The 20,216-nt window shown below is 66.6% G+C and carries 20 protein-coding genes and 2 tRNA genes; 9 read left to right on the top strand and 13 right to left on the bottom strand.

Going from position 1 to position 20,216, the window contains the following annotated elements; all coding sequences use genetic code 11:
• Nucleotides 1-364 precede the first annotated feature (364 nt).
• The 6 genes from FOC67_RS15265 to FOC67_RS15240 form a co-directional block, all read right to left on the bottom strand.
• Complete coding sequence (locus tag FOC67_RS15265; protein ID WP_009313883.1) at nucleotides 365-1,135, bottom strand: class III extradiol ring-cleavage dioxygenase; 771 nt, start codon at nucleotides 1,133-1,135, stop codon at nucleotides 365-367.
• A gap of 90 nt (nucleotides 1,136-1,225) precedes the next feature.
• Nucleotides 1,226-2,197 carry a LysR family transcriptional regulator gene (locus FOC67_RS15260; RefSeq protein ID WP_003109674.1) on the bottom strand — a complete coding sequence of 324 codons (972 nt, stop codon included), beginning with the start codon at nucleotides 2,195-2,197 and terminating at the stop codon, nucleotides 1,226-1,228.
• A gap of 36 nt (nucleotides 2,198-2,233) precedes the next feature.
• Nucleotides 2,234-3,673, bottom strand: coding sequence for an efflux transporter outer membrane subunit (locus tag FOC67_RS15255; RefSeq protein WP_003090923.1), 1,440 nt, complete (start codon nucleotides 3,671-3,673; stop codon nucleotides 2,234-2,236).
• Nucleotides 3,670-4,734 (bottom strand): HlyD family secretion protein, encoded by a 1,065-nt coding sequence (locus tag FOC67_RS15250; RefSeq protein WP_009313884.1) that lies wholly within the window; start codon nucleotides 4,732-4,734, stop codon nucleotides 3,670-3,672. The genes FOC67_RS15255 and FOC67_RS15250 overlap by 4 nt, the downstream gene beginning before the upstream one ends.
• A gap of 11 nt (nucleotides 4,735-4,745) precedes the next feature.
• Nucleotides 4,746-6,356, bottom strand: a complete 1,611-nt coding sequence (locus tag FOC67_RS15245; RefSeq protein WP_009313885.1) for an MFS transporter — start codon at nucleotides 6,354-6,356, stop codon at nucleotides 4,746-4,748.
• A 137-nt stretch (nucleotides 6,357-6,493) separates the two neighbouring features.
• Nucleotides 6,494-7,426: a LysR family transcriptional regulator gene (locus FOC67_RS15240; RefSeq protein WP_003090919.1), complete on the bottom strand. Its 933-nt coding sequence runs from the start codon at nucleotides 7,424-7,426 to the stop codon at nucleotides 6,494-6,496.
• 156 nt (nucleotides 7,427-7,582) lie between these two features.
• On the opposite strand from FOC67_RS15240, the gene FOC67_RS15235 reads away from it, so the two are divergent.
• Complete coding sequence (locus FOC67_RS15235; RefSeq protein WP_003138749.1) at nucleotides 7,583-8,029, top strand: universal stress protein; 447 nt, start codon at nucleotides 7,583-7,585, stop codon at nucleotides 8,027-8,029.
• Nucleotides 8,030-8,084: 55 nt separating this feature from the next.
• Nucleotides 8,085-8,741 (top strand): thiopurine S-methyltransferase, encoded by a 657-nt coding sequence (locus FOC67_RS15230; RefSeq protein ID WP_003109680.1) that lies wholly within the window; start codon nucleotides 8,085-8,087, stop codon nucleotides 8,739-8,741.
• Between the two features lie 31 nt (nucleotides 8,742-8,772).
• On the opposite strand, the gene FOC67_RS15225 is transcribed toward FOC67_RS15230, so the two are convergent.
• From FOC67_RS15225 to FOC67_RS15210, 4 genes are all read right to left on the bottom strand, one after another.
• Nucleotides 8,773-9,900: a M14-type cytosolic carboxypeptidase gene (locus FOC67_RS15225; protein ID WP_009313887.1), complete on the bottom strand. Its 1,128-nt coding sequence runs from the start codon at nucleotides 9,898-9,900 to the stop codon at nucleotides 8,773-8,775.
• 140 nt (nucleotides 9,901-10,040) lie between these two features.
• Nucleotides 10,041-10,916: a protease HtpX gene (htpX, locus tag FOC67_RS15220; protein WP_003090915.1), complete on the bottom strand. Its 876-nt coding sequence runs from the start codon at nucleotides 10,914-10,916 to the stop codon at nucleotides 10,041-10,043.
• Between the two features lie 133 nt (nucleotides 10,917-11,049).
• A complete protein-coding gene (locus FOC67_RS15215) occupies nucleotides 11,050-11,502 on the bottom strand; it encodes a hypothetical protein (RefSeq protein WP_003115276.1) in 453 nt (150 codons plus the stop codon).
• Nucleotides 11,503-11,552: 50 nt separating this feature from the next.
• Complete coding sequence (locus FOC67_RS15210; RefSeq protein ID WP_003090913.1) at nucleotides 11,553-12,764, bottom strand: pyridoxal phosphate-dependent aminotransferase; 1,212 nt, start codon at nucleotides 12,762-12,764, stop codon at nucleotides 11,553-11,555.
• Nucleotides 12,765-12,948: 184 nt separating this feature from the next.
• On the opposite strand from FOC67_RS15210, the gene msrB reads away from it, so the two are divergent.
• From msrB to ospR, 3 genes are all read left to right on the top strand, one after another.
• On the top strand, nucleotides 12,949-13,347 hold the full coding sequence (gene msrB, locus FOC67_RS15205; protein WP_003090911.1) for a peptide-methionine (R)-S-oxide reductase MsrB: 399 nt from the start codon (nucleotides 12,949-12,951) through the stop codon (nucleotides 13,345-13,347).
• A gap of 111 nt (nucleotides 13,348-13,458) precedes the next feature.
• A complete protein-coding gene (locus FOC67_RS15200) occupies nucleotides 13,459-13,944 on the top strand; it encodes a glutathione peroxidase (RefSeq protein ID WP_003090910.1) in 486 nt (161 codons plus the stop codon).
• Nucleotides 13,941-14,432: a hydroperoxide stress response transcriptional regulator OspR gene (gene ospR / locus FOC67_RS15195; RefSeq protein ID WP_003090908.1), complete on the top strand. Its 492-nt coding sequence runs from the start codon at nucleotides 13,941-13,943 to the stop codon at nucleotides 14,430-14,432. Before FOC67_RS15200 ends, ospR begins: the two co-directional genes overlap by 4 nt.
• Before the next feature lie 18 nt (nucleotides 14,433-14,450).
• Here ospR and sagS read toward each other — a convergent pair whose 3' ends face one another.
• The gene (sagS, locus tag FOC67_RS15190) at nucleotides 14,451-16,811 is read right to left on the bottom strand and encodes a two-component system sensor histidine kinase/response regulator SagS (protein WP_003130830.1); all 2,361 of its coding nucleotides are present in this window, start codon (nucleotides 16,809-16,811) and stop codon (nucleotides 14,451-14,453) included.
• A gap of 82 nt (nucleotides 16,812-16,893) precedes the next feature.
• Here sagS and FOC67_RS15185 point away from each other — a divergent pair, with 82 nt between their 5' ends.
• Nucleotides 16,894-17,784, top strand: coding sequence for an ATP-binding protein (locus FOC67_RS15185; protein ID WP_009313889.1), 891 nt, complete (start codon nucleotides 16,894-16,896; stop codon nucleotides 17,782-17,784).
• Nucleotides 17,781-18,263, top strand: coding sequence for a GAF domain-containing protein (locus tag FOC67_RS15180; RefSeq protein WP_003090905.1), 483 nt, complete (start codon nucleotides 17,781-17,783; stop codon nucleotides 18,261-18,263). The genes FOC67_RS15185 and FOC67_RS15180 overlap by 4 nt, the downstream gene beginning before the upstream one ends.
• 9 nt (nucleotides 18,264-18,272) lie before the next feature.
• Here FOC67_RS15180 and FOC67_RS15175 read toward each other — a convergent pair whose 3' ends face one another.
• Nucleotides 18,273-18,935 carry a glutathione S-transferase family protein gene (locus FOC67_RS15175; RefSeq protein ID WP_003098798.1) on the bottom strand — a complete coding sequence of 221 codons (663 nt, stop codon included), beginning with the start codon at nucleotides 18,933-18,935 and terminating at the stop codon, nucleotides 18,273-18,275.
• A gap of 61 nt (nucleotides 18,936-18,996) precedes the next feature.
• Nucleotides 18,997-19,770, bottom strand: coding sequence for a hypothetical protein (locus FOC67_RS15170; RefSeq protein WP_003090903.1), 774 nt, complete (start codon nucleotides 19,768-19,770; stop codon nucleotides 18,997-18,999).
• 217 nt (nucleotides 19,771-19,987) lie between these two features.
• Here FOC67_RS15170 and FOC67_RS15165 point away from each other — a divergent pair.
• Nucleotides 19,988-20,063: transfer RNA gene (locus FOC67_RS15165), tRNA-Glu, on the top strand.
• A 2-nt stretch (nucleotides 20,064-20,065) separates the two neighbouring features.
• A tRNA-Gly gene (locus FOC67_RS15160) sits at nucleotides 20,066-20,141 on the top strand.
• Nucleotides 20,142-20,216: the final 75 nt, after the last annotated feature.

Genomic DNA, 20,216 nt, shown 5'->3' with positions numbered 1-20,216 from the left:
TCCAGCGCGATGAACAAAAGCCCCGCTTCGGCGGGGCTTTTTCATGGGCTTGATGTTTGCTGGCCGGGCTGTTTTTCGCGCCTGCCCCGGCTTCTCGTTTCGTCACCCCGGGCGAGTCCCTCTGGCAAGCGTCTAAAGGAAACAAAAGACTTGCCCAGCCGCCAGGGCAGGCACCACGTCGTGCATGCCAGACCTGCACATACCGAAGCCCTGATCCGCCGCCTATCCATGACATCGCGGATAACGCCTATGGCGTTATCCGCGCTACAGGACTATATCGCTCGCGATTTCCTGGCTGCCAGCCGAGTCCACCCAGCTTGCGGCGGGAAGCCAATGCTCTCCGCCAGTCCCACGAGAAGCTCTGTCAATCGAAGCGATAGATATCCATCCCCAACGAGCCCAGGGTAAAGCCGCTGTGCTCGACGCGCATCCCGCCGCCGCCCGCGCCGCGGGCGAAGAACAGCGGCAGCAGGTGCTCGTCGCTGGGGTGGTTGCGCGCCGCCCAGGGCGCCTGCCGGCGGTAGTCGTGAAGCGCGGCCTCGTCGTCGGCCTGGAGCTTTTCCACCATCCAGTCACGGAACTCCCGCGCCCAGGGCGCGATGGCTTCCGGTCCGGCGTGCCAGTCCAGTTCGCCCAGGTTGTGGGTGATGCTGCCGGAACCGATCAGCAGCACGCCTTCCCCGCGCAGTTGGCGCAGGGCCTGGCCGACGCGGCTCTGCAGGGCCGGACCGAGGCGGCTCGGCAGGGACAGCTGGAGCACCGGGATGTCCGCCTGCGGGTACATCAGGCTCAGCGGCACCCAGGTGCCGTGGTCGAATGGTTGCTGTGGGTCGGCCTGGGCCGGCAGGCCGGCGGCCTGGAGCAGTTCGATCGTCCGCTGCGCCAGCGCCGGCGCGCCCTTGGCCGGGTAGCGCACGGCGTAGAGGGGCGGCGGAAAGCCGTAGAAGTCGTGCCAGATATCCGGCGCCGCGGCGCCGGTTACTCGCAGGTCGTCGCTTTCCCAGTGCGCGGAAACCACCAGGATCGCCTTCGGCCGCGGCAGCTCTGTAGCCAGGCGGCGCAGTTGTACGCCGCTGGCGCCCGGTTCGAGGGCGAGCATCGGTGAGCCGTGGGAAATATAGAGAGTCGGTAGCATGATTCACCTCATGACTCGGATGAGCCATGTTCCTCCCTCGATCAATCGAAAACCAGTATATGTTTTTGAGGATACCTATCGATCCAGACGTTAGGTCGCGGTCTCGCGCGCTACGCCGGTTGGGCTTTCCGCCCAGTAGCGCCGATCGTCGAGAATCGCCCGGTCACGCTCGAACGCCAGGGGCAGGCGTTCCCTGAGGAAGTCCACCCAGGTGCGGATCTTGGCGTCCAGGTAGCGCCGCGAGGAGTACAGCACGAACACCTCGCGGACATGCAGTCGATGGCCCGGCAGTAGCCGCAACAGGCTGCCTTCCTGCAGCGCGCGGGCGGCGACGAAGCCGGGCAGCAGGCAGACGCCGAGCCCGGCCGCGGCGGCGGCGCAGGCGGCCTCGGGGAGGTTGACCTTGAGCGCCTCGTCGAGATCGAGCAGCGTTTCGCCGCGTTCGCCGACGAAGACCCAGCCCTGCGGGCAGGACGGCGCGGCCACGTTCAGGCAGCGATGCCGCAGCAGGTCCTCCGGCGTGCGCGGCACGCCATGCCGTGCCAGGTATTCCGGCGCGGCACAGACCACGCTGAACACCTGGCCGAGATCGCGGGCGACCAGGGTCGAGTCCGGCAAGGTTCGGCCGAGGGTGATCAGCACGTCCAGGCCTTCCTCGAGCAGGGCCGGGGTGCCCTGGGCCAGCGTGAGGTCGACGGAGACGTCCGGGTGGCCGTCCAGATAGTCCACCAGTAGCGGCATCAGGTGCTCGAGGCCCAGTTCGGTCACCGCGTGGAGGCGCAGGCGACCACTGGCGTGGGACTGGCTGTCTTCGACGTCCGCCGCGGCGGCGGCGACCGTACGCAGGATCTGCTTGCAATGCTCGTAGTAGCGCAGACCGCTTTCCGTCACCACGACGCTGCGCGTATTGCGTTGCAGCAGGCGCGCCGAGAGCGCCTGTTCGAGCCCGGCGACCTGGCGCGAAACGGTCGCCGGAGAGGTGCCCAGCGCCTGGGCGGCCTGGGTGAAGCTGCCGTGCTCCACCACGCGGACGAAGGTCCGGATACCGTGCAGCAGGTCCATTTCCAACTCCTTCGCCGGTCCGCGCCCGGCGTCGTCTCAGCCCGACGCCGGGTCGGACGTTGGGCTCCAGCCGCCGCCCAGCGCCTTGTAGAGGTTGACCAGGGTCAGAGACACCGCTTCGTCGCTGGCGACCTGCTGTTCCTGGTTGTCCAGCAGTTGCCGCTGGCTGTCGAGCACGCTGAGGAAGTCCACCGCGCCGGCGCGGTATTGCTCGCGGGCGCTCTGCAGGGCGCGGCGGTTCTGCGCCACGGCTTCGCCGAGGCGCTCCTGGCGGCGCTGGTTGGCGGCGTAGTCGTGCATCGCGTCGTCGACTTCCTGCCAGGCACGCAGCACGGTGCGCTGGTAGTCGATGGCGGCTTCCTGCTGCTGTGCCTCGCGTAGCTCCAGGCGTCCGCGCAGGCGTCCGCCTTCGAAGATCGGCAGGCTGAACGCCGGGCCGATGGCGAACTGGCGATGGTCCCAGTCGCCCAGGCTGGACAGTTGCAGGGATTCGAAACCGAAGTTGCCGTTGAGCGTGATGCGCGGATAGAAGTCCGCCTTGGCCACGCCGATGCTGGCGGTAGCGGCGTGCAGGCGCGCTTCGGCACGACGGATGTCGGGGCGGCGCTGGGCCAGTTCGGACGGCAGGCCGACCGGCACGCTGCCCGGCGGACGCGGAATCTCCCGCGCCGGGCCGAGTTCGGCGAGCAGGCTGCCGGGGCTGGCTCCGACCAGGTAGCCAAGGGCGTTGACCAGGTGCGCCTGGTTCTTTTCCACCTCGGGCAGGCGTGCCTCCATGCTGGCCACCTGGGCCAGCGCCTGGGCTACCTCGAGGTCGGTGGCGACGCCGTTGGCCAGGCGCGTGCGGGTGAGTTCCAGGCTGCGCCGTGCGGTCTCGAGGTTGTCGCGGATGATCGCCGCACGGCTCTGTTCGCCGCGCAACTGGATATAGTCGCGCGCGGCTTCCGCCAGCACCGAGACCTGCACGTCGCGCAGTTCGTTCTCGCTGGCTTCCACCGTCGCGTCGGCGGCTTCCAGTTCGCGTCGCACGCGGCCCCAGAAGTCCAGCTCCCAGGAGGCGTCGAAGCCGGCCAGGGCGTGGTTGTAGTTGCCTTTGCCGGCCTTGCCGGAAGGATCGAACAGGCCGGCGCTGGTGGTCCGCTGGCGCTGGTAGTTGCCGCTGGCGTCCACCGAGGGCAGGGCGTCACCGCCGAGGCTGCGACGGATCGCGCGGCTCTGCTGCAGGCGCGCCGCGGCGCTGCGCAGGTCGAGGTTGGCACGCTGGACCCGTTGCAGCAGGGCGTTCAATTGCGCGTCGTCGAACAGCGTCCACCATTGTGCTGCGAGTGGCGCGGCGGCGAGGTGGCTGGGGTTGCCGGCAGCGGCCTGGAGCGACCAGTCGCCGGGCGCAGGGCGGTCCGGGCGGGTGAAGTCGGGACCGAGGCTGCAGGCGCCGAGCGCAAGGCTGGCAATAAGCAGGAGCGGAGTGCCTTTCATTGCTGGGCGACCTCGGCGGAGTGGGTGCCGGTCGCGGTGTCGATCCGTGCTTCCACCGACATGCCCACACGCAACTTGCCCGCCATGGCCTGGCGCGGCTCGAGAACGATCTTCACCGGGATCCGCTGGACCACCTTGGTGAAGTTGCCGGTGGCGTTGTCCGGGGCGATCGGCGCGAAGCTCAGGCCGGTGGCCGGTGCGATGCTGTCGACATGGCCGCGCAGAACCTCGCCGGGGAAGGTATCGACGCGGATCTCCACGGCCTGTCCGGGAGAGACGTGGGTCAGTTGGGTTTCCTGGAAATTGCCGACCACGTAGGCCTGCTGCAGGGGCACCACCGCCAGCAGCGCGCTGCCCGGCGTGACATAGGCGCCGACGCGCAGTTGGCGGCGGCCGACCTGGCCGTCGAAGGGTGCGCGGAGTTCGCAGTAGGAGAGGTCCAGGCGGGCCTGGTCGCGTCGCGCCTGCATGCGTTGCAGGTCGCCACGGGCCTGGCCGACGCGGGCTTCGAGGACGCTCACCTGCTTGCGCGTGGCATCCACCGCGGCCTGGCCCTCGGCCAGCCGGGCGCTGGCGGTATCGATCCGCGATTGCGCCTGCTGGGCGTTCTGCAGGCTGCCGGCGCCCTTGCTGGCGAGGGTCTGGTAGCGGCTTTGCTCGTGACGGGCGAAGACCAGCTCGGCCTGCTCGGCGCGGACCTTGGCCCGCGCCTGTTCGATCATTGCCTGCTGGCGTTGCAGGTTGGCCTCGGCATTGGCCAGGTTGGCCTCGGCACCGAGCACGTCGGCCTCGGCGGCGGCCAGGGCGGTGCGGAAGTCGCGGTCGTCGAGGCGGGCGAGCAACTGGCCGGCCTTGACCGGCTGGTTGTCCTCGACCAGAACGTCCTGGACGAAGCCGGCGACTTTCGGCGCGACCAGGGTGAAATCGGCGTGCACATAGGCGTCGTCGGTGCTCTGCACGACCCGTGGGGCGAGCAGGTGGAACAGCAGGTAGACCAGCAGGATCAGGACCAGCAGGGCGGCGAGCAGCAGGCTGCCCTTGCGCGAAGTGATGAACGACATACAGCGACCTTTCAGTGTGTGGGAGCGACCGGGCGGGGCGGGTAGGCCCGTTGCGGCAGGATCGGAATCAGGATCAGCAGGGCGCAGGCCAGGCCGGTCATCGCCAGCAGCACGTCGGCGTTGCCCAGCACCTGGGCCTGTTGGCGGGCCTGTTCGGCCAGGTGCTGCCAGTGCGCGCCGGAGTCGGCGCCCGGTTGCAGGCCGGCGAACTGTTGCAGGCGCAGTTCGACGGCCTGGGGCGCATTGCCCAGGTGATCCACCAGGCGGTTGGAGTGGTAGTGCTCGCGGGCGGTGCCGAGGGCGCCGATCACCGCGGTGGCGACTACCCCGGAGAAGCCGCGGACGGTGTTGAACCAGGCTGAGGCGAAGGGCCCCTCGATGGGCGCGATGACGCTGGTGGAGAGCATCAACAGCGGAATCACCGCCATCGGCTGGCCGACCACCAGTAACAGCATCGGCAGGTAGAAGTCCTCGCGCACCCAGTCCGCCGTCAGTTGGCTGAAGCTCAGGCAGGCACCGGCGCACAGGCACAGGCCGCAGGCCAGCACCCAGCGGCAGTCGACCCGCGGGATGTTGCAGAGGGCCGCCACCAGCGGCAGCGCGACGAGCTGCGGAAGGGCCACCAGCAACACCATGGGTACGCTCTGCAGGGGGCGGTAGCCGCGGATCTCGGCGAGGAATTCGGTCGGCACGCCCATGCTCGCGCCGAGCACCACCAGCACGCCGGCCAGGGTGATCAGGGCGAAGGTCAGGTTGCGCCGCTTCAGCAACTGCAGGCGGAAGAACGGCAGCGGGTGGCTCCATTCGTTGACCAGGAACAGCCCTAGCAGGAGGCTGCCGCTGCCCAGCAGCAGGCAGATCAGCGGCGACTCGAACCAGTCCAGGCGTTCGCCTTGCAGCAGACCGATCACCAGGGCGCAGATCGCCGGGAAACCGGTGAGCAGGCCGATGCCGTCGAACTGGCGGAAGCGTTCCAGGCGCACCGGGTCCTGGGGGATGCCATGGGACACCGCGGCCATCGCCACCAGGCACAGTGGAATGACCTGCCAGAACACCCACTGCCAGCCGACGTATTCGAACCAGAACGCCGCCAGTGGCAGGCCCAGGTTGGGCCCGAAGGTCGCGGTGAGGGCATAGGCGCCCAGGCCGTAGAGCTTTATCCCGGGTGGCAGGAAGCGTAGCGCCACGGTCATCAGCATTGGCGGCAGGCAGCCGGCCATCAGCCCTTGCAGGGTGCGCAGGACCAGCAGGCTCTCGAGGTTCGGCGCGAACGGACAGAGCAGGGCCAGCAGGGCGAAGCCGCCGATGGCGAAGAGCGTGAAGCGGCGCAGGGAAAAGGTCACCGAACACCAGGGCGCGAATGCCATGGCGGCGACCTGGGTGGCTTCGTAGAGCACGGTCAGCCAGGTGCCTTCGTCATGGCCGATGGCGAGTGCGCCGCGCACATCGGTCATGGCGATCTCGGTGACATGACCATTGAGACCGGCGGTGAGCGAGGCGAGCAGCACGCCGAGCAGGCCGACCACGATGCGCGCGCCGAAAGGCTGGGCGGCGGGGGCGGCGGGGGCGGCGGGGGCTGCGGTTGGCGTCGGCTGGCCGAGCGGGGTGGCGAGCGAAGTCATCGCGACCTCGCTACGGCGAGGGTGGGGAAACAAGGCATGGGCGGAAACTCTTCTGATTTCCGCCGCAGTCTAGGGGCGTCCAGATAGTGTGAAAATTGAAATGATCGAAATGAATCAGTGCGTTTTACGCATCTATATCAGTTGGAGCCCAGCAGCGGATGGGGATCGTTCTGCACTTCCTCGCAAAGCCGCTTGACCGTTTGCCGGAACCAGCGGTGCGCGGGATCGTTGTCGAAGCGTGGATGCCAGGCCTGGACCACCATCACGGTCTTCAATGGCACCGGGATGTCGAACTGGCGCAGGCCCAGGCCCAGTCGGTTGGCCCGCCACAGGGAGTGCTCGGCGATCGGCAACAGCAGGTCGGAACCGGGCAGGGCGAAGATCGCCGAGTGGAAGGTTGCGCAGACCAGCTTGACCTGGCGGGTCACCCCCAGCTCTCCCAGGGCTTGGTCCAGTGGGCCGTGGTGGAGTCCGCGGCGCGAGACGCTGATGTGGGGGAAGGCGGCGAAGCGCTGCGGGGTGATGTCGCCGTCGAAGATCGGATGCCCCTGGCGGGCCAGGCCGACGAAGCGGGTGGTGAGCAGTTGCTGGGTCTTGACCTCGGGCTCCATCCAGGACGAGGCGCCGATGTAGAGGTCGATGCGGTTCTGCCGCAGGGCTTCGTCGTCTATGTCCGATTCCGGGGCGAAGCGCAGGGTACAGCGTGGCGCTTCCTTGCTGAAGATTTCCAGTATGCGGGTGGCCAGACCGCCGACCAGGGTGTTGTTGGAACGCAGGGTGAAGCAGCGCTCCAGCTTGTCCAGTTGGATGGTCTCGCGGGTGTTGAACAGGTCGCGGGCCTGATCCACCAGTTGTCGGACCTGCTCCTGCAGTTCCAGGGCGCGGGGCGTGGGCACCAGCTTGCGGCCGGCGCGGACCATGATCGGATCGCCTACCGCCTCGCGGATCCGCGACAGGGTACGGCTCATCGCCGGTGGGCTGAGGTGCATGCGGCGCGCGGCTCCGACCACGCTGCCCTCTTCGAGAAGAACGTTGAGGGCGACCAGGAGATTCATATCGGGAAGATGCATGGAGTGGAAGTATAAGCACCCTTGAGTGCGCAAGGTGCAGTCTTTTGCTCTCCCAGGCGTGCGTTCGCTGCATTGCTGGATTGCGTCCGCGATGCCTTTACGCGCGCCGGTGGCTACCGAAGAATGCCGGTGTACGCCCTGTCCGAGGATTTGCCGATGTTCCATACACTCCTGGTCGCCATCGACGGCGGCCCGCAGACCCGTCGCATTGCCGAGCTGGCGCGGCAGGCCGCCGCGCCGGGCGCGAGGGTCCACCTGCTGTGCGCGGTGGACGCCGGCTATGCGTTGCCGGGCCGGCCGACGCTGCTCGACTATCCGCCCGCCGCGCACGAGTGTGAAGAGGCCCGGCAGGTGCTCGACGAGGCCCGTGCGCTGCTAGCCGGGTGCGAGCTGGAGGTACGGGCCGAGCTACGCGCCGGCGACCCGGTGCAGGTGATCCTGGGCGAGGCGCGGCGCCTGGGCTGCGAGCTGATCGTCATCGGCCATCGGCACCTGGGACGGCTGGAGCGCCTGCTCGATCCTTCGGTCGGCGACCGGGTGATCCGCGAGGCGCCGTGTCCGGTGCTGGTGGAAGTGCGCGAGGAAGATGCGCAGGGGAGTTGACCTGCCGGCCGATTGTCGCCACCTTGCGGGTTTTTCCACGAATGCGGAGGGCAGGATGCAGGCGGATTTTTGGCACGCCCGCTGGGCGAACAACCAGATCGGCTTCCATCTGGACGAGATCAATCCCTACCTGATGCGCCACCTGTCGCGGCTGCGATTGCAAGCGGGCGAACGGATCCTGGTGCCGTTGTGCGGCAAGACCCTGGACCTGGCCTGGCTGGCCGCCCAGGGGCTGGAGGTGCTGGGGGTGGAGCTTTCGGAAAAGGCCGTGAGCGACTTCTTCGAGGAGCACGACCTGCGCCCCGAGATCGATCAACTGGGTGGTTTCCGCCGCTACCGGGTCGCCGGCATCACCCTGCTGCAGGGTGATTTCTTCGCCTTGCAGGCAGAGCACCTGGCGCAGTGCAGGGCGTTCTACGACCGCGCCGCGCTGATCGCCCTGCCGCCGGAGATGCGCGAGCGCTATGCCGGGCATCTCCAGGCGGTCCTGCCGACGCGCAGCCTCGGCTTGCTGGTCACCATCGACTACCCGCAGGCGGAGATGGCCGGTCCGCCGTTCGCCGTGCCCGACGAGGAGGTGCGTGGCTACTACGCTGGCGGTTGGCGGATCGAGGAACTGGAGCGCGGCGACGTGCTCGGCGTCAACTGGAAATTCCTCGAGCGCGGGGTGTCCTGGCTGAACGAGGCCGTCTACCTGCTGGAGAGAGGCTGAAACGGGGCGCCGCGCGGCGCCCCGTCCATTTTCAGCGGAGTTCGTCGACCAGCACCGCAAGGGTGCTCAGGACGTCCTGGCCGAGCCGCTTGGAGCGGGCGCCGGACCAGCCGGTCGCGGGCTCCGGGTTGTCGTCGTGGTCCTTGAACGGCATCTCGATGGTGAACGCCAGGCAGTCGTAGGTCTGCCCGACGAAGTTGCAGGCCAGCGCCAGGTTGGCCTGGCCCGGCGCACTACGTGGGTAGCCATGGCGGATCTGGAATTCGCCGCGCGCCATCAGTTCCTCGCGGAAGCGTTGCTCGAGTCGTTCCAGGCGGGGCGTATAGCCCGGGTTGCCCTCGCAGCCGGCGGCGAATACGTGGGGGATTTCCTCGTCGCCGTGGATGTCGAGGAACAGGTCGACGCCATGGCGCTTCATCTCCTGCTGGACGAACCAGACTTCCGGGCTGCGCTCGGCGCTCGGCTCCAGCCAGGCCCGGTTGAGATCCTGGCCGGCGGCGTTGGTGCGCAGGTTGCCGTGGAACGCGCCGTCCGGGTTCATGTTCGGCACCAGGTACAGGTCGGCCTTTTCCAGCAGGCGCTGCATTTCCGTGTCGTCCGGCCGCTGCAGGCGCTCGATCAGGCCTTCCATGAACCATTCGGCCATGTGTTCGCCGGGATGCTGCTGGGCGATGACCCACAGCTTCAGGTGGCTGTCGGGATGGCGCCTGACCCGCAGCAATTCGATGTCGCGGCCTTGCACGCTGGTGCCGACGGCGAGCCGTTCGACGCCCTCGATGCCGAGCGCACGTTCGACCAGGCGGGCATGCCGTTCGCGGCTGTAGGGCTCGAAGTAGGCGAAGCGGACTTCGCTTTCCTCCGGTTCAAGCTGGAAATGCAGGCCGTCGGCGTCGTATTGCGACGGTACGCGGAACCAGCGTTCGCCATCGTACGAGGCGACTGCCTGGTAGCCGCTCCAGGCATGGCTGTAGGCCGACTGGCCGGCGTTGACCAGGGTGAAGCGGTGCTCGGTGGCGGCAGTCATGCCCTCGACCTTGAAGTGGAACCACTGGAAATGCTGGCTGGCCAGGTCGGGACGGATCGCCAGGCGGATCCGGCGAGGATCGCTGGCATCGATGACCTGGATGTTGCCGCTGTCGAAATCGGCGCGGATCTGCATGGGAACCTCATCGGGCGAAATCACGGACCCGCATGTTCCGGGGCTGGCCCGCGGCTGTCAAAGCGACCATGGATAGGTGGCTTTCCCGGGCATAAAAAAAGGGCGACCGATGGTCGCCCTGTCCCAAGTGTGAAAGCGGATCAGCGTGCGCTGGCGCGCAGCGCTTCGATACGATCTTCCAGCGGCGGGTGGCTCATCAGCAGGCCGGCCAGGCCGTGCTTGAGGCCGCCATTGATGCCGAAGGCGTTCAGGGTGTCGGGCATCTGCACCGGCACGCCCTGTTCCGAACGCAGGCGTTGCAGCGCGGCGATCATCGCGCCGGTGCCGGCCAGGTGGGCGCCGGCGGCGTCGGCGCGGAACTCGCGGCGGCGCGAGAACCACATGACGATGATGCTGGCGAGGATGCCGAGCACCAGTTCGGCGAAGATGGTCGCGACGAAGTAGCCGATGCCCGGGCCGTCCTCGTTCTTCAGGATGGCCTTGTCGACGAAGTTGCCGAAGATTCGCGCGAAGAACATCACGAAGGTGTTCACCACGCCCTGGATCAACGCCAGGGTGACCATGTCGCCGTTGGCGACGTGGCCGATCTCGTGGGCGAGGACGGCTTTCACCTCATCGGGCGAGAAACGTTCGAGCAGGCCCTGGCTGACCGCGACCAGCGCGTCGTTCTTGTTCCAGCCGGTGGCGAAGGCGTTGGCCTCGTAGGCGGGGAAGATGCCGACCTCCGGCATCTTGATGCCGGCCTCGCGGGACAGCTCTTCGACGGTCTGCAGCAGCCACTGTTCGTGACGGGTGCGCGGCTGGCTGATGACTTCGGTACCGGTGCTCATCTTCGCCATCCACTTGGAGATGAACAGCGAGACCAGCGAACCGGCGAAACCGAACACGGCGCAGAAGACCAGCAGGCTGCCGTAATTCTGGCCGGTGAAGCGGTCCACCCCGAGCAGTTTCAGGGTGATGCTGGCAATCACCAGGACTGCCAGGTTGGTGGCCAGGAACAACAGGATGCGCATCATGGTGTAAAGCTTCTCCTCACGGCTGAAGGCACGGAGCGCGGTTCGCAGGCCGCCGGGGCGGGCGAACGGGCTCCTGATAATCATGCGGGGTTATATAAGGGGCGGTCCATGGCGATTCAATCGAGGGACTATTTCAAACTGTGTCGCCTTGCGCGCCCAGGTTGCCCTCGAACAGCAGGCGGGTCAGCCCGGCCAGGCGTTCGCCGTCGCCCTGCGCCAGCGCCTGGCGCAACTGGTTGGCCAGGCTGGCCTGTTCGCGGCGGACGCTGGCCGGCGCCTCGGCCAGCGCCGCCGCGGCCCGGGGGACGATACGGGTAAGTCTTAGGAAGGCCTTTTCGCTGAGCACCGCCTGGTCGAGAGCCTCGTAATGAATGGTGTTGGCGAAGCGCAGGTAGCCTTCCTCGGCGAGCCAGAGCAACGCGCCCAGACAACTTTGGTGACGTTTGCTCGGCAGGCCGAACTCGTCCGGCGCCTCGCGGCCGATCAGGTCTTCGACGTAGAGCGCGGTCTTGCGCGGAAACGCCTGGTAGAGAAGCAGGAGGCCGCCAGCGGCGTCCTTGTGGAAGTCGTCGATCTGCAGGTCCATGGATGGGTCGCCGGGCAGGGCGGCGCCAGCGGCGCCGCGGGAGCGGGGGGTTACTGCTGGTAGCCCTTGAGGAAGCTGCCGATGCGCAGGATCGCCTGCTCCAGGTCATCGACGCGGGGCAGGGTGACCACCCGGAAGTGGTCGGGCCACGGCCAGTTGAAGGCGGTGCCCTGGACGATCAGCAGTTTTTCCGAGAGCAGCAGGTCGAGGACGAACTTCTCGTCGTTGTGGATCGGGCAGACCTTCGGGTCGATCCGCGGGAAGGCGTACAGCGCGCCCATCGGCTTCACGCAGCTGACGCCGGGGATGTCGTTGAGCAGTTCCCAGGCGCGGTTGCGCTGCTCCAGCAGGCGCCCCGGCGGCAGGACCAGATCGTTGATGCTCTGGTAGCCGCCCAGAGCGGTCTGGATCGCGTGCTGCGCCGGGACGTTGGCGCACAGGCGCATGTTGGCGAGGATGTCGAGACCTTCGATATAGCTCTGTGCCCGCTGCTTGGGTCCGGAGATCGCCACCCAGCCGGAGCGGAAGCCGGCCACCCGGTAGGATTTGGACAGGCCGTTGAAGGTCAGGCAGAGCACGTCCGGCGCCAGCGAGGCGGTGGAGACGTGGACGGCGCCGTCGTAGAGGATCTTGTCGTAGATCTCGTCGGAGAACAGCACCAGGTTGTGCTGGCGGGCCAGCTCGACCATGCCTTCCAGCACTTCCCTGGAATACACCGCACCGGTGGGGTTGTTCGGGTTGATGATCACCATCGCCCTGGTGTTCGGCGTGATCTTCGCCTTGATGTCTTCGAGGTCCGGCCACCAGTTGGCCTGCTCGTCGCACAGGTAGTGCACCGGCTTGCCGCCGGCGAGGCTGACCGCGGCGGTCCACAGCGGGTAGTCGGGAGCGGGGATCAGCACCTCGTCGCCGTTGTTCAGCAGCGCCTGCATGGACATCACGATCAGTTCCGACACGCCGTTGCCGAGGTAGATGTCCTCGATGCCGACGCCCTCCACCTGCTTCTGCTGGTAATACTGCATCACTGCCTTGCGCGCGCTGAACAGACCCTTGGAGTCGCTGTAGCCCTGGGCGGTCGGCAGGTTGCGGATGACGTCCTGGAGGATTTCCTCGGGAGCTTCGAAACCGAACGGCGCCGGGTTGCCGATATTCAGCTTGAGGATGCGGTGACCCTCTTCCTCTAGGCGTTTGGCGTGCTTGAGCACCGGCCCGCGAATGTCATAGCAGACGTTGGCGAGCTTGTTCGATTTGCTGACCTGCATGATGTGTCGAGTCCCGAAGTGAGCGAACACCGTGGAACAGGCTGCGAAAAGCCCGCTGGATCGCGGCTTGGCAGGCTGTAACGCGGATGACAGACTGGCGTCTATAAGGAGCACGCATGATACGTGCGGCCCGTCCCCCGGAAAAGGGAGCGCCGGGCATTTTTCAGATCGCGAGGTAGAGCCGATGAGCAAGATCGACAAACCCCTGGACTCCTGGCGCGAGGAGTTGACCGAAGAGCAGTTCCACATCTGTCGCCTGGGCGGTACCGAACGCGCCTTCAGTGGCGAATACCACGCCACCAAGACCCCCGGGATCTATCATTGCACCTGCTGCGGCACGGCGTTGTTCGACTCCGACGCCAAGTACGACTCCGGCAGCGGTTGGCCGAGCTATTTCCAGCCGGTGGACGCCGAGGCGGTCCGCGAACTGGACGACTTCAGCCACGGCATGCACCGCATCGAAGTCCGCTGCGGCCGCTGCGATGCCCACCTGGGGCACGTCTTCCCGGATGGCCCCCGGCCCACCGGGTTGCGTTACTGCATCAACTCGGCCTCGCTGAAGCTGGTGCCGCGGGAGAGCTAGAGAGCGACGACCCGTCTTTGGTTCGGGTCGTTTTTCATTCAATCAAGTTGTGTGCAATTGAATTGCGAGCTACTTTGTTTCGAGACCCACCCTCAACAAGGAAGACAAGCCATGAGCGATTCGCTGCTGAGCATTCCCTGCACCACCATCAAGGGCGAACAGAAGACCCTGGCCGATTTCGGCGGCAAGGCGTTGCTGGTGGTGAACACCGCCAGCAAATGTGGCTTCACCCCGCAGTACCAGGGGCTGGAGGCCTTGTGGGAAAAATACCGTGAGCGCGGACTGGTGGTGCTCGGCTTCCCCTGCAACCAGTTCGGCAAGCAGGAACCGGGCGACGAGGGCGAGATTTCGCAGTTCTGCGAACTGAACTACGGGGTGAGCTTCCCGCTGTTCAGGAAGATCGAGGTCAACGGCGCCGGCGCCCACCCGTTGTTCGTCAGCCTGAAGAAGCGCGCGCCGGGCCTGCTCGGCAGCCAGGGCATCAAGTGGAACTTCACCAAGTTCCTGATCGGCCGCGATGGCCAGGTGGTGAAGCGCTACGCGCCGACCACCAAGCCGGAGGAGCTGAGCTCGGCGATCGAGGCGCTGCTTGAATGAGCACCCGGGGAAAAGTCGCCAGGCCGGATGGCGTCGAAGAATCGCTGCTGCTCGACAACCAGCTGTGTTTCAAGCTGTACGCCGCCTCGCGCGCAGTGATTCGCGGCTATCGGCCGCTGCTCGAACAGATCGGCCTGACCTATCCGCAGTACCTGGTCATGCTGGTGCTCTGGGAGTGGCATGCGAGCCCGCCGGAGCAGCCGACGGTGAAGGCCCTGGGCGACCGCCTGCTGCTCGACTCGGGAACCCTGACGCCCTTGCTCAAGCGCCTCGAACAGCTCGGCCTGGTGGATCGCCGTCGCGCCAGCCACGATGAGCGGGAGGTGCACCTGGCGCTGACGGTGCCAGGGATCACCTTGCGCGAACGGGTCATTCCGCTGCGCCAGCAACTGATCTGCAGCACCGGTTTCGACCTCAACGAGATGTTCGACCTGCACCAGCGCCTGGGCGGGTTGCTGTCGCGTTTTCGCCTGGTGGTGGGAGGCTAGCCGTCGTCGCGAGACCGGCTAGTCGCCCGCGGTGAGCGGGCACCAGCGGTCGAGGATGGCCTTCAGTTCGTCGCGGTGGAAGGGCTTGGCCAGGTAGTCGTCCATGCCGGCGGCACGACAACGTTCGCGCTCGTCCGGCAGGGCGTTGGCGGTCAGCGCGATGATCGGCAGGCCGCCCCAGCGTCCGCTGTCGCGGATCTGCCGGGTCGCTTCGTAGCCGTCCATCACCGGCATGTTGCAGTCCATCAGGACCAGGTCGATGGGATGCTCCTCCAGCATCTTCAGGGCATTCAGCCCGTGTTCGGCGATCCATACCTGGCAGCCGAGCTTGTGCAGCAGGCCCTTGGCGACCAACTGGTTGACCGGGTTGTCCTCCACCAGCAGGACCCGGGTGTTGCGCTGTTCTCCCGCGGTGTCCGAGGCGCTCGACGGGGCTATGGCGGTGTGTTCGAGCACGTGTTTCAGGGCCTGGTACAACTGGTTGCGACTCAGCGGCCTGGCCAGTTGGCGCAACGGCGACAGGCGGCGGGCCAGCTCCGGTTCGAGGAAACTGCCGTAGGCGGTGACCAGCAGGATCGGCGTACCGATGCTCGGACGCAGTCCCATCAGGCAGTCCGGGCAATCCGATATCAGTACGTCGAGCGAGTGGCCGAGCAGGCTGTCGTCGGTCTCCAGGCGCTTGTACTCCAGGCCCCAGCGCGGCAGCCAGGTTTGCAGCAGCTGCGCCAGCCCGCTGTTGGCCGAGCATTGCGCGATCACCCGGCCGCGCAGCGGCAGCGCCTGTAGCGGAGGGCTGACCGGTGCCAGCGGCAGGCCGACGCTGAACAGGCTGCCCAGGCCGACCGTCGACTCCACCGTCAGTTCGCCCTGCATGGCCTCGCACAGCTTGCGCGTGAGGGCCAGGCCGAGGCCGGTGCCGCCGTATTGGCGGGTGATACCCGCGTCGGCCTGGGTGAACGGTTGGAAGATGCGATCCAGCGCCTCCTGGGCGATGCCGATGCCGGTGTCGCGCACACTGATGCGCACACCCTCGGCGGTGGCTTCCACGCGAACGTCGACCCGCCCCAGGCGGGTGAACTTCAGCGCGTTGGACAGCAGGTTGCTGACGACCTGGCGAATCCGCGTCGGGTCGCCGGAAACCTGGGCGGGCAGGGCGGGGTCGACCAGGCAGGTCAACTCCACGCCGGCCGCGGCGTTCTGCGAGAGGAGGCTGGCGGTGTCTTCCACCAGGACGCCCAGGTCGAACGGGATCTGTTCCAGGACCAGTTGCCCGGCCTCGAACTTGGAGAGGTCGAGCACGTCGTTGAGCAATTCCACCAGTACCTTGCCGGAGTCGTGGGCGATCGACAGCTGTTGGCGCTGTTCCGGGGTGAGCGGGCCGTCGAGGCTCAGCGAGAGCATGCCGAGCAGGCCGTTCAGCGGCGTGCGGATCTCGTGGCTCATGTTGGCCAGGAAGCTGGCGCGGGCCTGGGCCATGTCGAGAGCGGTCTGGCGGGCTTCTTCGAGTTCCTGGTTGGACAGCGTCAGGCGCGCGTTGGCGGCCTTCAGCTCGGCGGTACGGGCGGCGACGATGCTTTCCAGCTCCTCCAGGTACTGGGTCAGGCGGTTCTCCGCCTCCCGGCGCTGTTCGATCTCTACCGAGATGCGCCCGAGCTGGCGGTTGATGACTTCCACCAGCACGCCGATCTCGTCGCGTTCGTGGCCCTTGGGGCAGGGCAGGCGCATGCGTGCCGGCGAGCGTGGATCGTGTCCGCTGAGGGCCTGGATCAGGCTGACCAGGGGCTTGGTCAGCAGGGTGTAGAAGAGCACCAGCAGGATCAGCGACAGCAGCAGGCTGCGCACGAAGCCGGAGAGCAGGGTGATGCCGGCGCGACGGAGGAAGTCGTTGCCGAACACGAAGGTGTCGATTTCCAGCTGCAGTACGCCGAGGGCCTCGCCCGGCGCATGGTCGACATGCAACGGGTCCTCGTAGACCCGCTTGTGGCCGAAGAGGAAGTCGCTGAGCGGCCGCAGGCGGCTTTCGGCGGGTTCGCGCGAGGCGCTGGCCAGCGGCAGGCCGGAGGTGTCGATGATTTCCGCGCGGACCACGGCGGGCGAACGCAGCAGGCCGAGGACCAGCTCCTGGGCCAGCTCCGCATCGATGTTGTAGGCGATTCGCGCGGCGGGGTTGTGGCTGACGTCCAGCAGCGCGCGCACTTCGCGATTGATGGATGCGTCCTGGCTGGCATAATCGACGCCAACCTGAATCAGGCTGAGCAGGGTTCCCAGGATAAAGGCCACCAGCACGGTGAGGCTGGCCTGTTTGAACGACAGGCGATGGGTCAGCGCTATATCCATGGGGGCGGGGATCAGCCTTGGCGAGGTTCTGCCGCCTAGCATAGCCCATCCCGACCGTCTGTCGGGGTTCCTGGGCGCAACCGATGATCGATCCGTGACGTCAGTCCGATCCGAGGAGAACAGAGTGGATTCCCGATTGAGCGATTTTCTTGCCCGCGCCGAAAGCGTGCTCGCGCGCCTGGAGCCGCTGCTGCCGGCCGTACGCGAAGCCGTCGACTGGGAGCGCAGCCTGGCGGCGCGCTGGCACCGCGACGGCCGCAGTGGCTACCTGCAGCCGCTGGAGGTCAGCCTCGACCTGTGCCTGGCCGACCTGCTGGGCGTAGAGCGGCAGCGCGAGCAACTGGAACGCAACACCCGCCAGTTCGTCGCCGGCCAGCCGGCCAACCACGCGTTGCTCTGGGGGGCCCGCGGGACCGGCAAGTCCTCTCTGGTTCGTGCGCTGCTGGCCGAGCTGGCCGGCGCCGGGCTGCGCCTGATCGAGATCGAGCGCGACCACCTGGCCGACCTGCCGCGCGTGGTCGAGCAACTGCAAGGCCTGCCGCAGCGCTTCGTGCTGTTCTGCGACGACCTCTCGTTCGATGCCGGGGAAGGCGACTACCGGGTACTCAAGAGCGTGCTCGACGGCTCGCTGGAGCAGGCGCCGGACAATGTGCTGCTCTACGCCACCTCCAACCGCCGGCACCTGGTTTCGGAGAAGCAGAGCGACAACGAGAACTGGAAGATGGTGGACGGCGAGCTGCATCCCAACGAAGCGGTGGAGGACAAGATCGCCTTGTCCGACCGTTTCGGCCTGTGGCTGTCGTTCTATCCCTTCACCCAGGAGCATTTCCTCAGCGTGGTTCGCCACTGGGTGGACGTGCTCGCGGAGAAGGCCGGGCTGGCCTGGAGCTGGAGCGAGGAGCTGGAGAAGGAAGCGATCCGCTGGGCGCTTGGCCGCGGCAACCGCAACGGCCGTTGCGCCTATCAGTTCTCCCGCTACTGGGTGGGCAAGCAACTGCTGGAGCGCCAGGCATGATCGATCTGCAGCAATCTGGCGCCGGGCTGGCCGGCTACGCCCTGCTGGCGGCGCAGGCCGAGGCGCTATTCGCCGACGAGCGTGATTTCATCGCCAACGCCGCGCAGTTCTCCGCCTTTCTCTTCCATGAGCTGGGCGACCTGAACTGGGCCGGCTTCTATCTGAACCGCAACGAGGAACTGGTCCTGGGACCGTTCCAGGGCAAGGTCGCCTGCGTCCGCATTCCCTTCTCCAAGGGCGTCTGCGGCGCCGCGGCGCGTACCCGGCTGACCCAGCGGGTCGACGACGTCCACGCGTTTCCCGGCCACATCGCCTGCGACAGCGCTTCCAGCAGCGAACTGGTGGTGCCCCTGCTCAAGGACGGCCGCCTGGTCGCTGTGCTCGATCTGGACAGCCCGAGCGTGGGACGCTTCAGCGCCGAGGACCAGGCCGGGATCGAAGGCCTGGTGGAGATATTCCTGCGCCTGACGGACTGCTGAGCGACGCGTTCAGGCTTTCGCTGCGAGCTTGTCGAGGGTCCGTCGTTCCCCCGGCAGCAGCGCTTGCATCGCCGGGCGTTCGAGCATCCGCGCGAAATGCGCGGCGAGGGCCGGCCAGCGTTGCTCGTCCAGGTTTTCGCCGGCGTGACGCAGGTTGACCAACTGGCTGGCGATCGCCAGGTCGGCGAGGGTCAGTCGCTCGCCGACGAAGAAGGCCCGGCCGTCGAGATGGTTTTCCAGGTAATCGAAGTGCGCTGGCAGCTTTTCCTCCAGCGCGCGACGCACGTCGTTCTCCTCGCAGGCCTGGCCCATCGCCGGCTTGAGTATCCGGTTGCGGAAGATCGTCAGCGTGGCCAGGGGAGCGATCTCGTAGTCGGCGTATTTTTCCAGCCAGCGCACCGCTGCGCGGCCGGCGGGGGCGTCGCCCTGGAGATTCGGCGGTTCGGGATAGCGTTCTTCCAGGTACTGGCAGATCACGCTGGAGTCGGCGAGGGCCAGGTCGCCGTCGCGTAACGCCGGGATGCGGCCCAGCGGACTGATCTCGCGATACCAGGCCGGCTGGCCGAACGGGGCGATCGCTTCCAACTGGTAGTCGAGGCCCTTTTCGGCCAGGAGCAGGCGGACCTTGCGGACGAACGGAGACAGCGGGGCTCCGTAGAGTGTCAGGCTCATAACGATTTCCTCGGTCGATATGAGCCTGGGTTATAGCACGGCTGCCGTGGGCAGGCCGGAATCAGTCGTAGACGTTCTTCTTCTTCCACAGGTCGTCTGCATCGAGGGCCTTCAATCCCTCGTTGAGTTCGCTGGGCTCCTCGCTCGCCGGCTGGCTGTTGTTCAGCACCATCGCGTTGGCGCGGGCCAGCTGCGCTTCCATCTGCTGCAGCTCCGCCTGGTAGCGCGCCAGCTCGGGCTGCTTGCGCAGGTACTGGGCGCCGCGCTCGAAGGCCAGGCGCGCCTGGCGCGGTTCGTTCTGCTGCAGGGCCTGCTGGCCGAGATTGCCGAAGAACTCGATATGCAGGCGCACCAGGAGGTGGCGAATCTCCTTGACCCAGATCTGCGCCTCGCTGCGCGGCAGGTGGCCGTCCTGGGTGAAACGGGTGAGCTGGGCATGCAGGGCTTCGAAGAGGAAGCGGACTTCCTTGGCCTTGTCCTCGGTCAGGATCGCCTGGGGCGGATTGCGCACCGGGATCGACTCGCCCTTGGCGACCAGCGCGCGCAACTCTTCTATGCGAGCCTTGAGCCCGGCATCGGCTTTCTTCTCCAGCGCCAGTTGCTGCTCGCTGAGGCTGAGCTCGATCTGGCTCATCAACAGCTTCAGAGACGGGCTGACGAACTGGCCGGGAAGGCTCTCGGAAATCTGCGCGCAGCGCCGGACCCGGTCGTTGAGTTCGGCTTTCAGGCGCGCTTTCTCCAGCTTGCTGTTTTCCACCACGTGGTTGATATAGCCAATGGCGATTAGGAGGGCGATCCCGCCGATGATGAGGGCGGTAATGAGGAGTGGCGACACCTTGGGACTCCGCTGTAAGAATTTTCTCAGTCTAATGTCTTGGTGCTACCACTGATAGCAGCAGCTCATTATTTGCACAGAAGTCTTTGATTTAAAAAAATTTTCTCAGAAGGGTTGACGCCTCCCCGGACGCTCCATAAAATGCGCGCCACTTCCAGCGTGAAGCCAAACGCGAAACACTGGAAGCCGGAAAGATCTGTTGTAAGTTCCGGGCCGCGTCCCCTTCGTCTAGTGGCCTAGGACACCGCCCTTTCACGGCGGTAACAGGGGTTCGAGTCCCCTAGGGGACGCCATTGCGGGAATAGCTCAGTTGGTAGAGCACGACCTTGCCAAGGTCGGGGTCGCGAGTTCGAGTCTCGTTTCCCGCTCCAAATTCTACAGCCTGGCTTCGGCGGGGTTGGTGAAAGTTAGGCGTCAAAGGTTCGGTTTCGGCCGAACGGGCAACA

The sequence above is a fragment of the Pseudomonas sp. FDAARGOS_761 genome (assembly GCF_013343155.1).
Lineage (GTDB): Bacteria > Pseudomonadota > Gammaproteobacteria > Pseudomonadales > Pseudomonadaceae > Pseudomonas > Pseudomonas aeruginosa.
This window is presented reverse-complemented; position numbering and strand designations above follow the sequence as displayed.

Bases quoted from the DNA above. Each gene is read 5' to 3' on its own strand.
- FOC67_RS15265 (WP_009313883.1), bottom strand. From the start codon at position 1,135: ATGCTACCGACTCTCTATATTTCCCACGGCTCACCGATGCTCGCCCTC.
- FOC67_RS15260 (WP_003109674.1), bottom strand. From the start codon at position 2,197: ATGGACCTGCTGCACGGTATCCGGACCTTCGTCCGCGTGGTGGAGCAC.
- FOC67_RS15255 (WP_003090923.1), bottom strand. From the start codon at position 3,673: ATGAAAGGCACTCCGCTCCTGCTTATTGCCAGCCTTGCGCTCGGCGCC.
- FOC67_RS15250 (WP_009313884.1), bottom strand. From the start codon at position 4,734: ATGTCGTTCATCACTTCGCGCAAGGGCAGCCTGCTGCTCGCCGCCCTG.
- FOC67_RS15245 (WP_009313885.1), bottom strand. From the start codon at position 6,356: ATGACTTCGCTCGCCACCCCGCTCGGCCAGCCGACGCCAACCGCAGCC.
- FOC67_RS15240 (WP_003090919.1), bottom strand. From the start codon at position 7,426: ATGCATCTTCCCGATATGAATCTCCTGGTCGCCCTCAACGTTCTTCTC.
- FOC67_RS15235 (WP_003138749.1), top strand. From the start codon at position 7,583: ATGTTCCATACACTCCTGGTCGCCATCGACGGCGGCCCGCAGACCCGT.
- FOC67_RS15230 (WP_003109680.1), top strand. From the start codon at position 8,085: ATGCAGGCGGATTTTTGGCACGCCCGCTGGGCGAACAACCAGATCGGC.
- FOC67_RS15225 (WP_009313887.1), bottom strand. From the start codon at position 9,900: ATGCAGATCCGCGCCGATTTCGACAGCGGCAACATCCAGGTCATCGAT.
- htpX (WP_003090915.1), bottom strand. From the start codon at position 10,916: ATGATGCGCATCCTGTTGTTCCTGGCCACCAACCTGGCAGTCCTGGTG.
- FOC67_RS15215 (WP_003115276.1), bottom strand. From the start codon at position 11,502: ATGGACCTGCAGATCGACGACTTCCACAAGGACGCCGCTGGCGGCCTC.
- FOC67_RS15210 (WP_003090913.1), bottom strand. From the start codon at position 12,764: ATGCAGGTCAGCAAATCGAACAAGCTCGCCAACGTCTGCTATGACATT.
- msrB (WP_003090911.1), top strand. From the start codon at position 12,949: ATGAGCAAGATCGACAAACCCCTGGACTCCTGGCGCGAGGAGTTGACC.
- FOC67_RS15200 (WP_003090910.1), top strand. From the start codon at position 13,459: ATGAGCGATTCGCTGCTGAGCATTCCCTGCACCACCATCAAGGGCGAA.
- ospR (WP_003090908.1), top strand. From the start codon at position 13,941: ATGAGCACCCGGGGAAAAGTCGCCAGGCCGGATGGCGTCGAAGAATCG.
- sagS (WP_003130830.1), bottom strand. From the start codon at position 16,811: ATGCTAGGCGGCAGAACCTCGCCAAGGCTGATCCCCGCCCCCATGGAT.
- FOC67_RS15180 (WP_003090905.1), top strand. From the start codon at position 17,781: ATGATCGATCTGCAGCAATCTGGCGCCGGGCTGGCCGGCTACGCCCTG.
- FOC67_RS15175 (WP_003098798.1), bottom strand. From the start codon at position 18,935: ATGAGCCTGACACTCTACGGAGCCCCGCTGTCTCCGTTCGTCCGCAAG.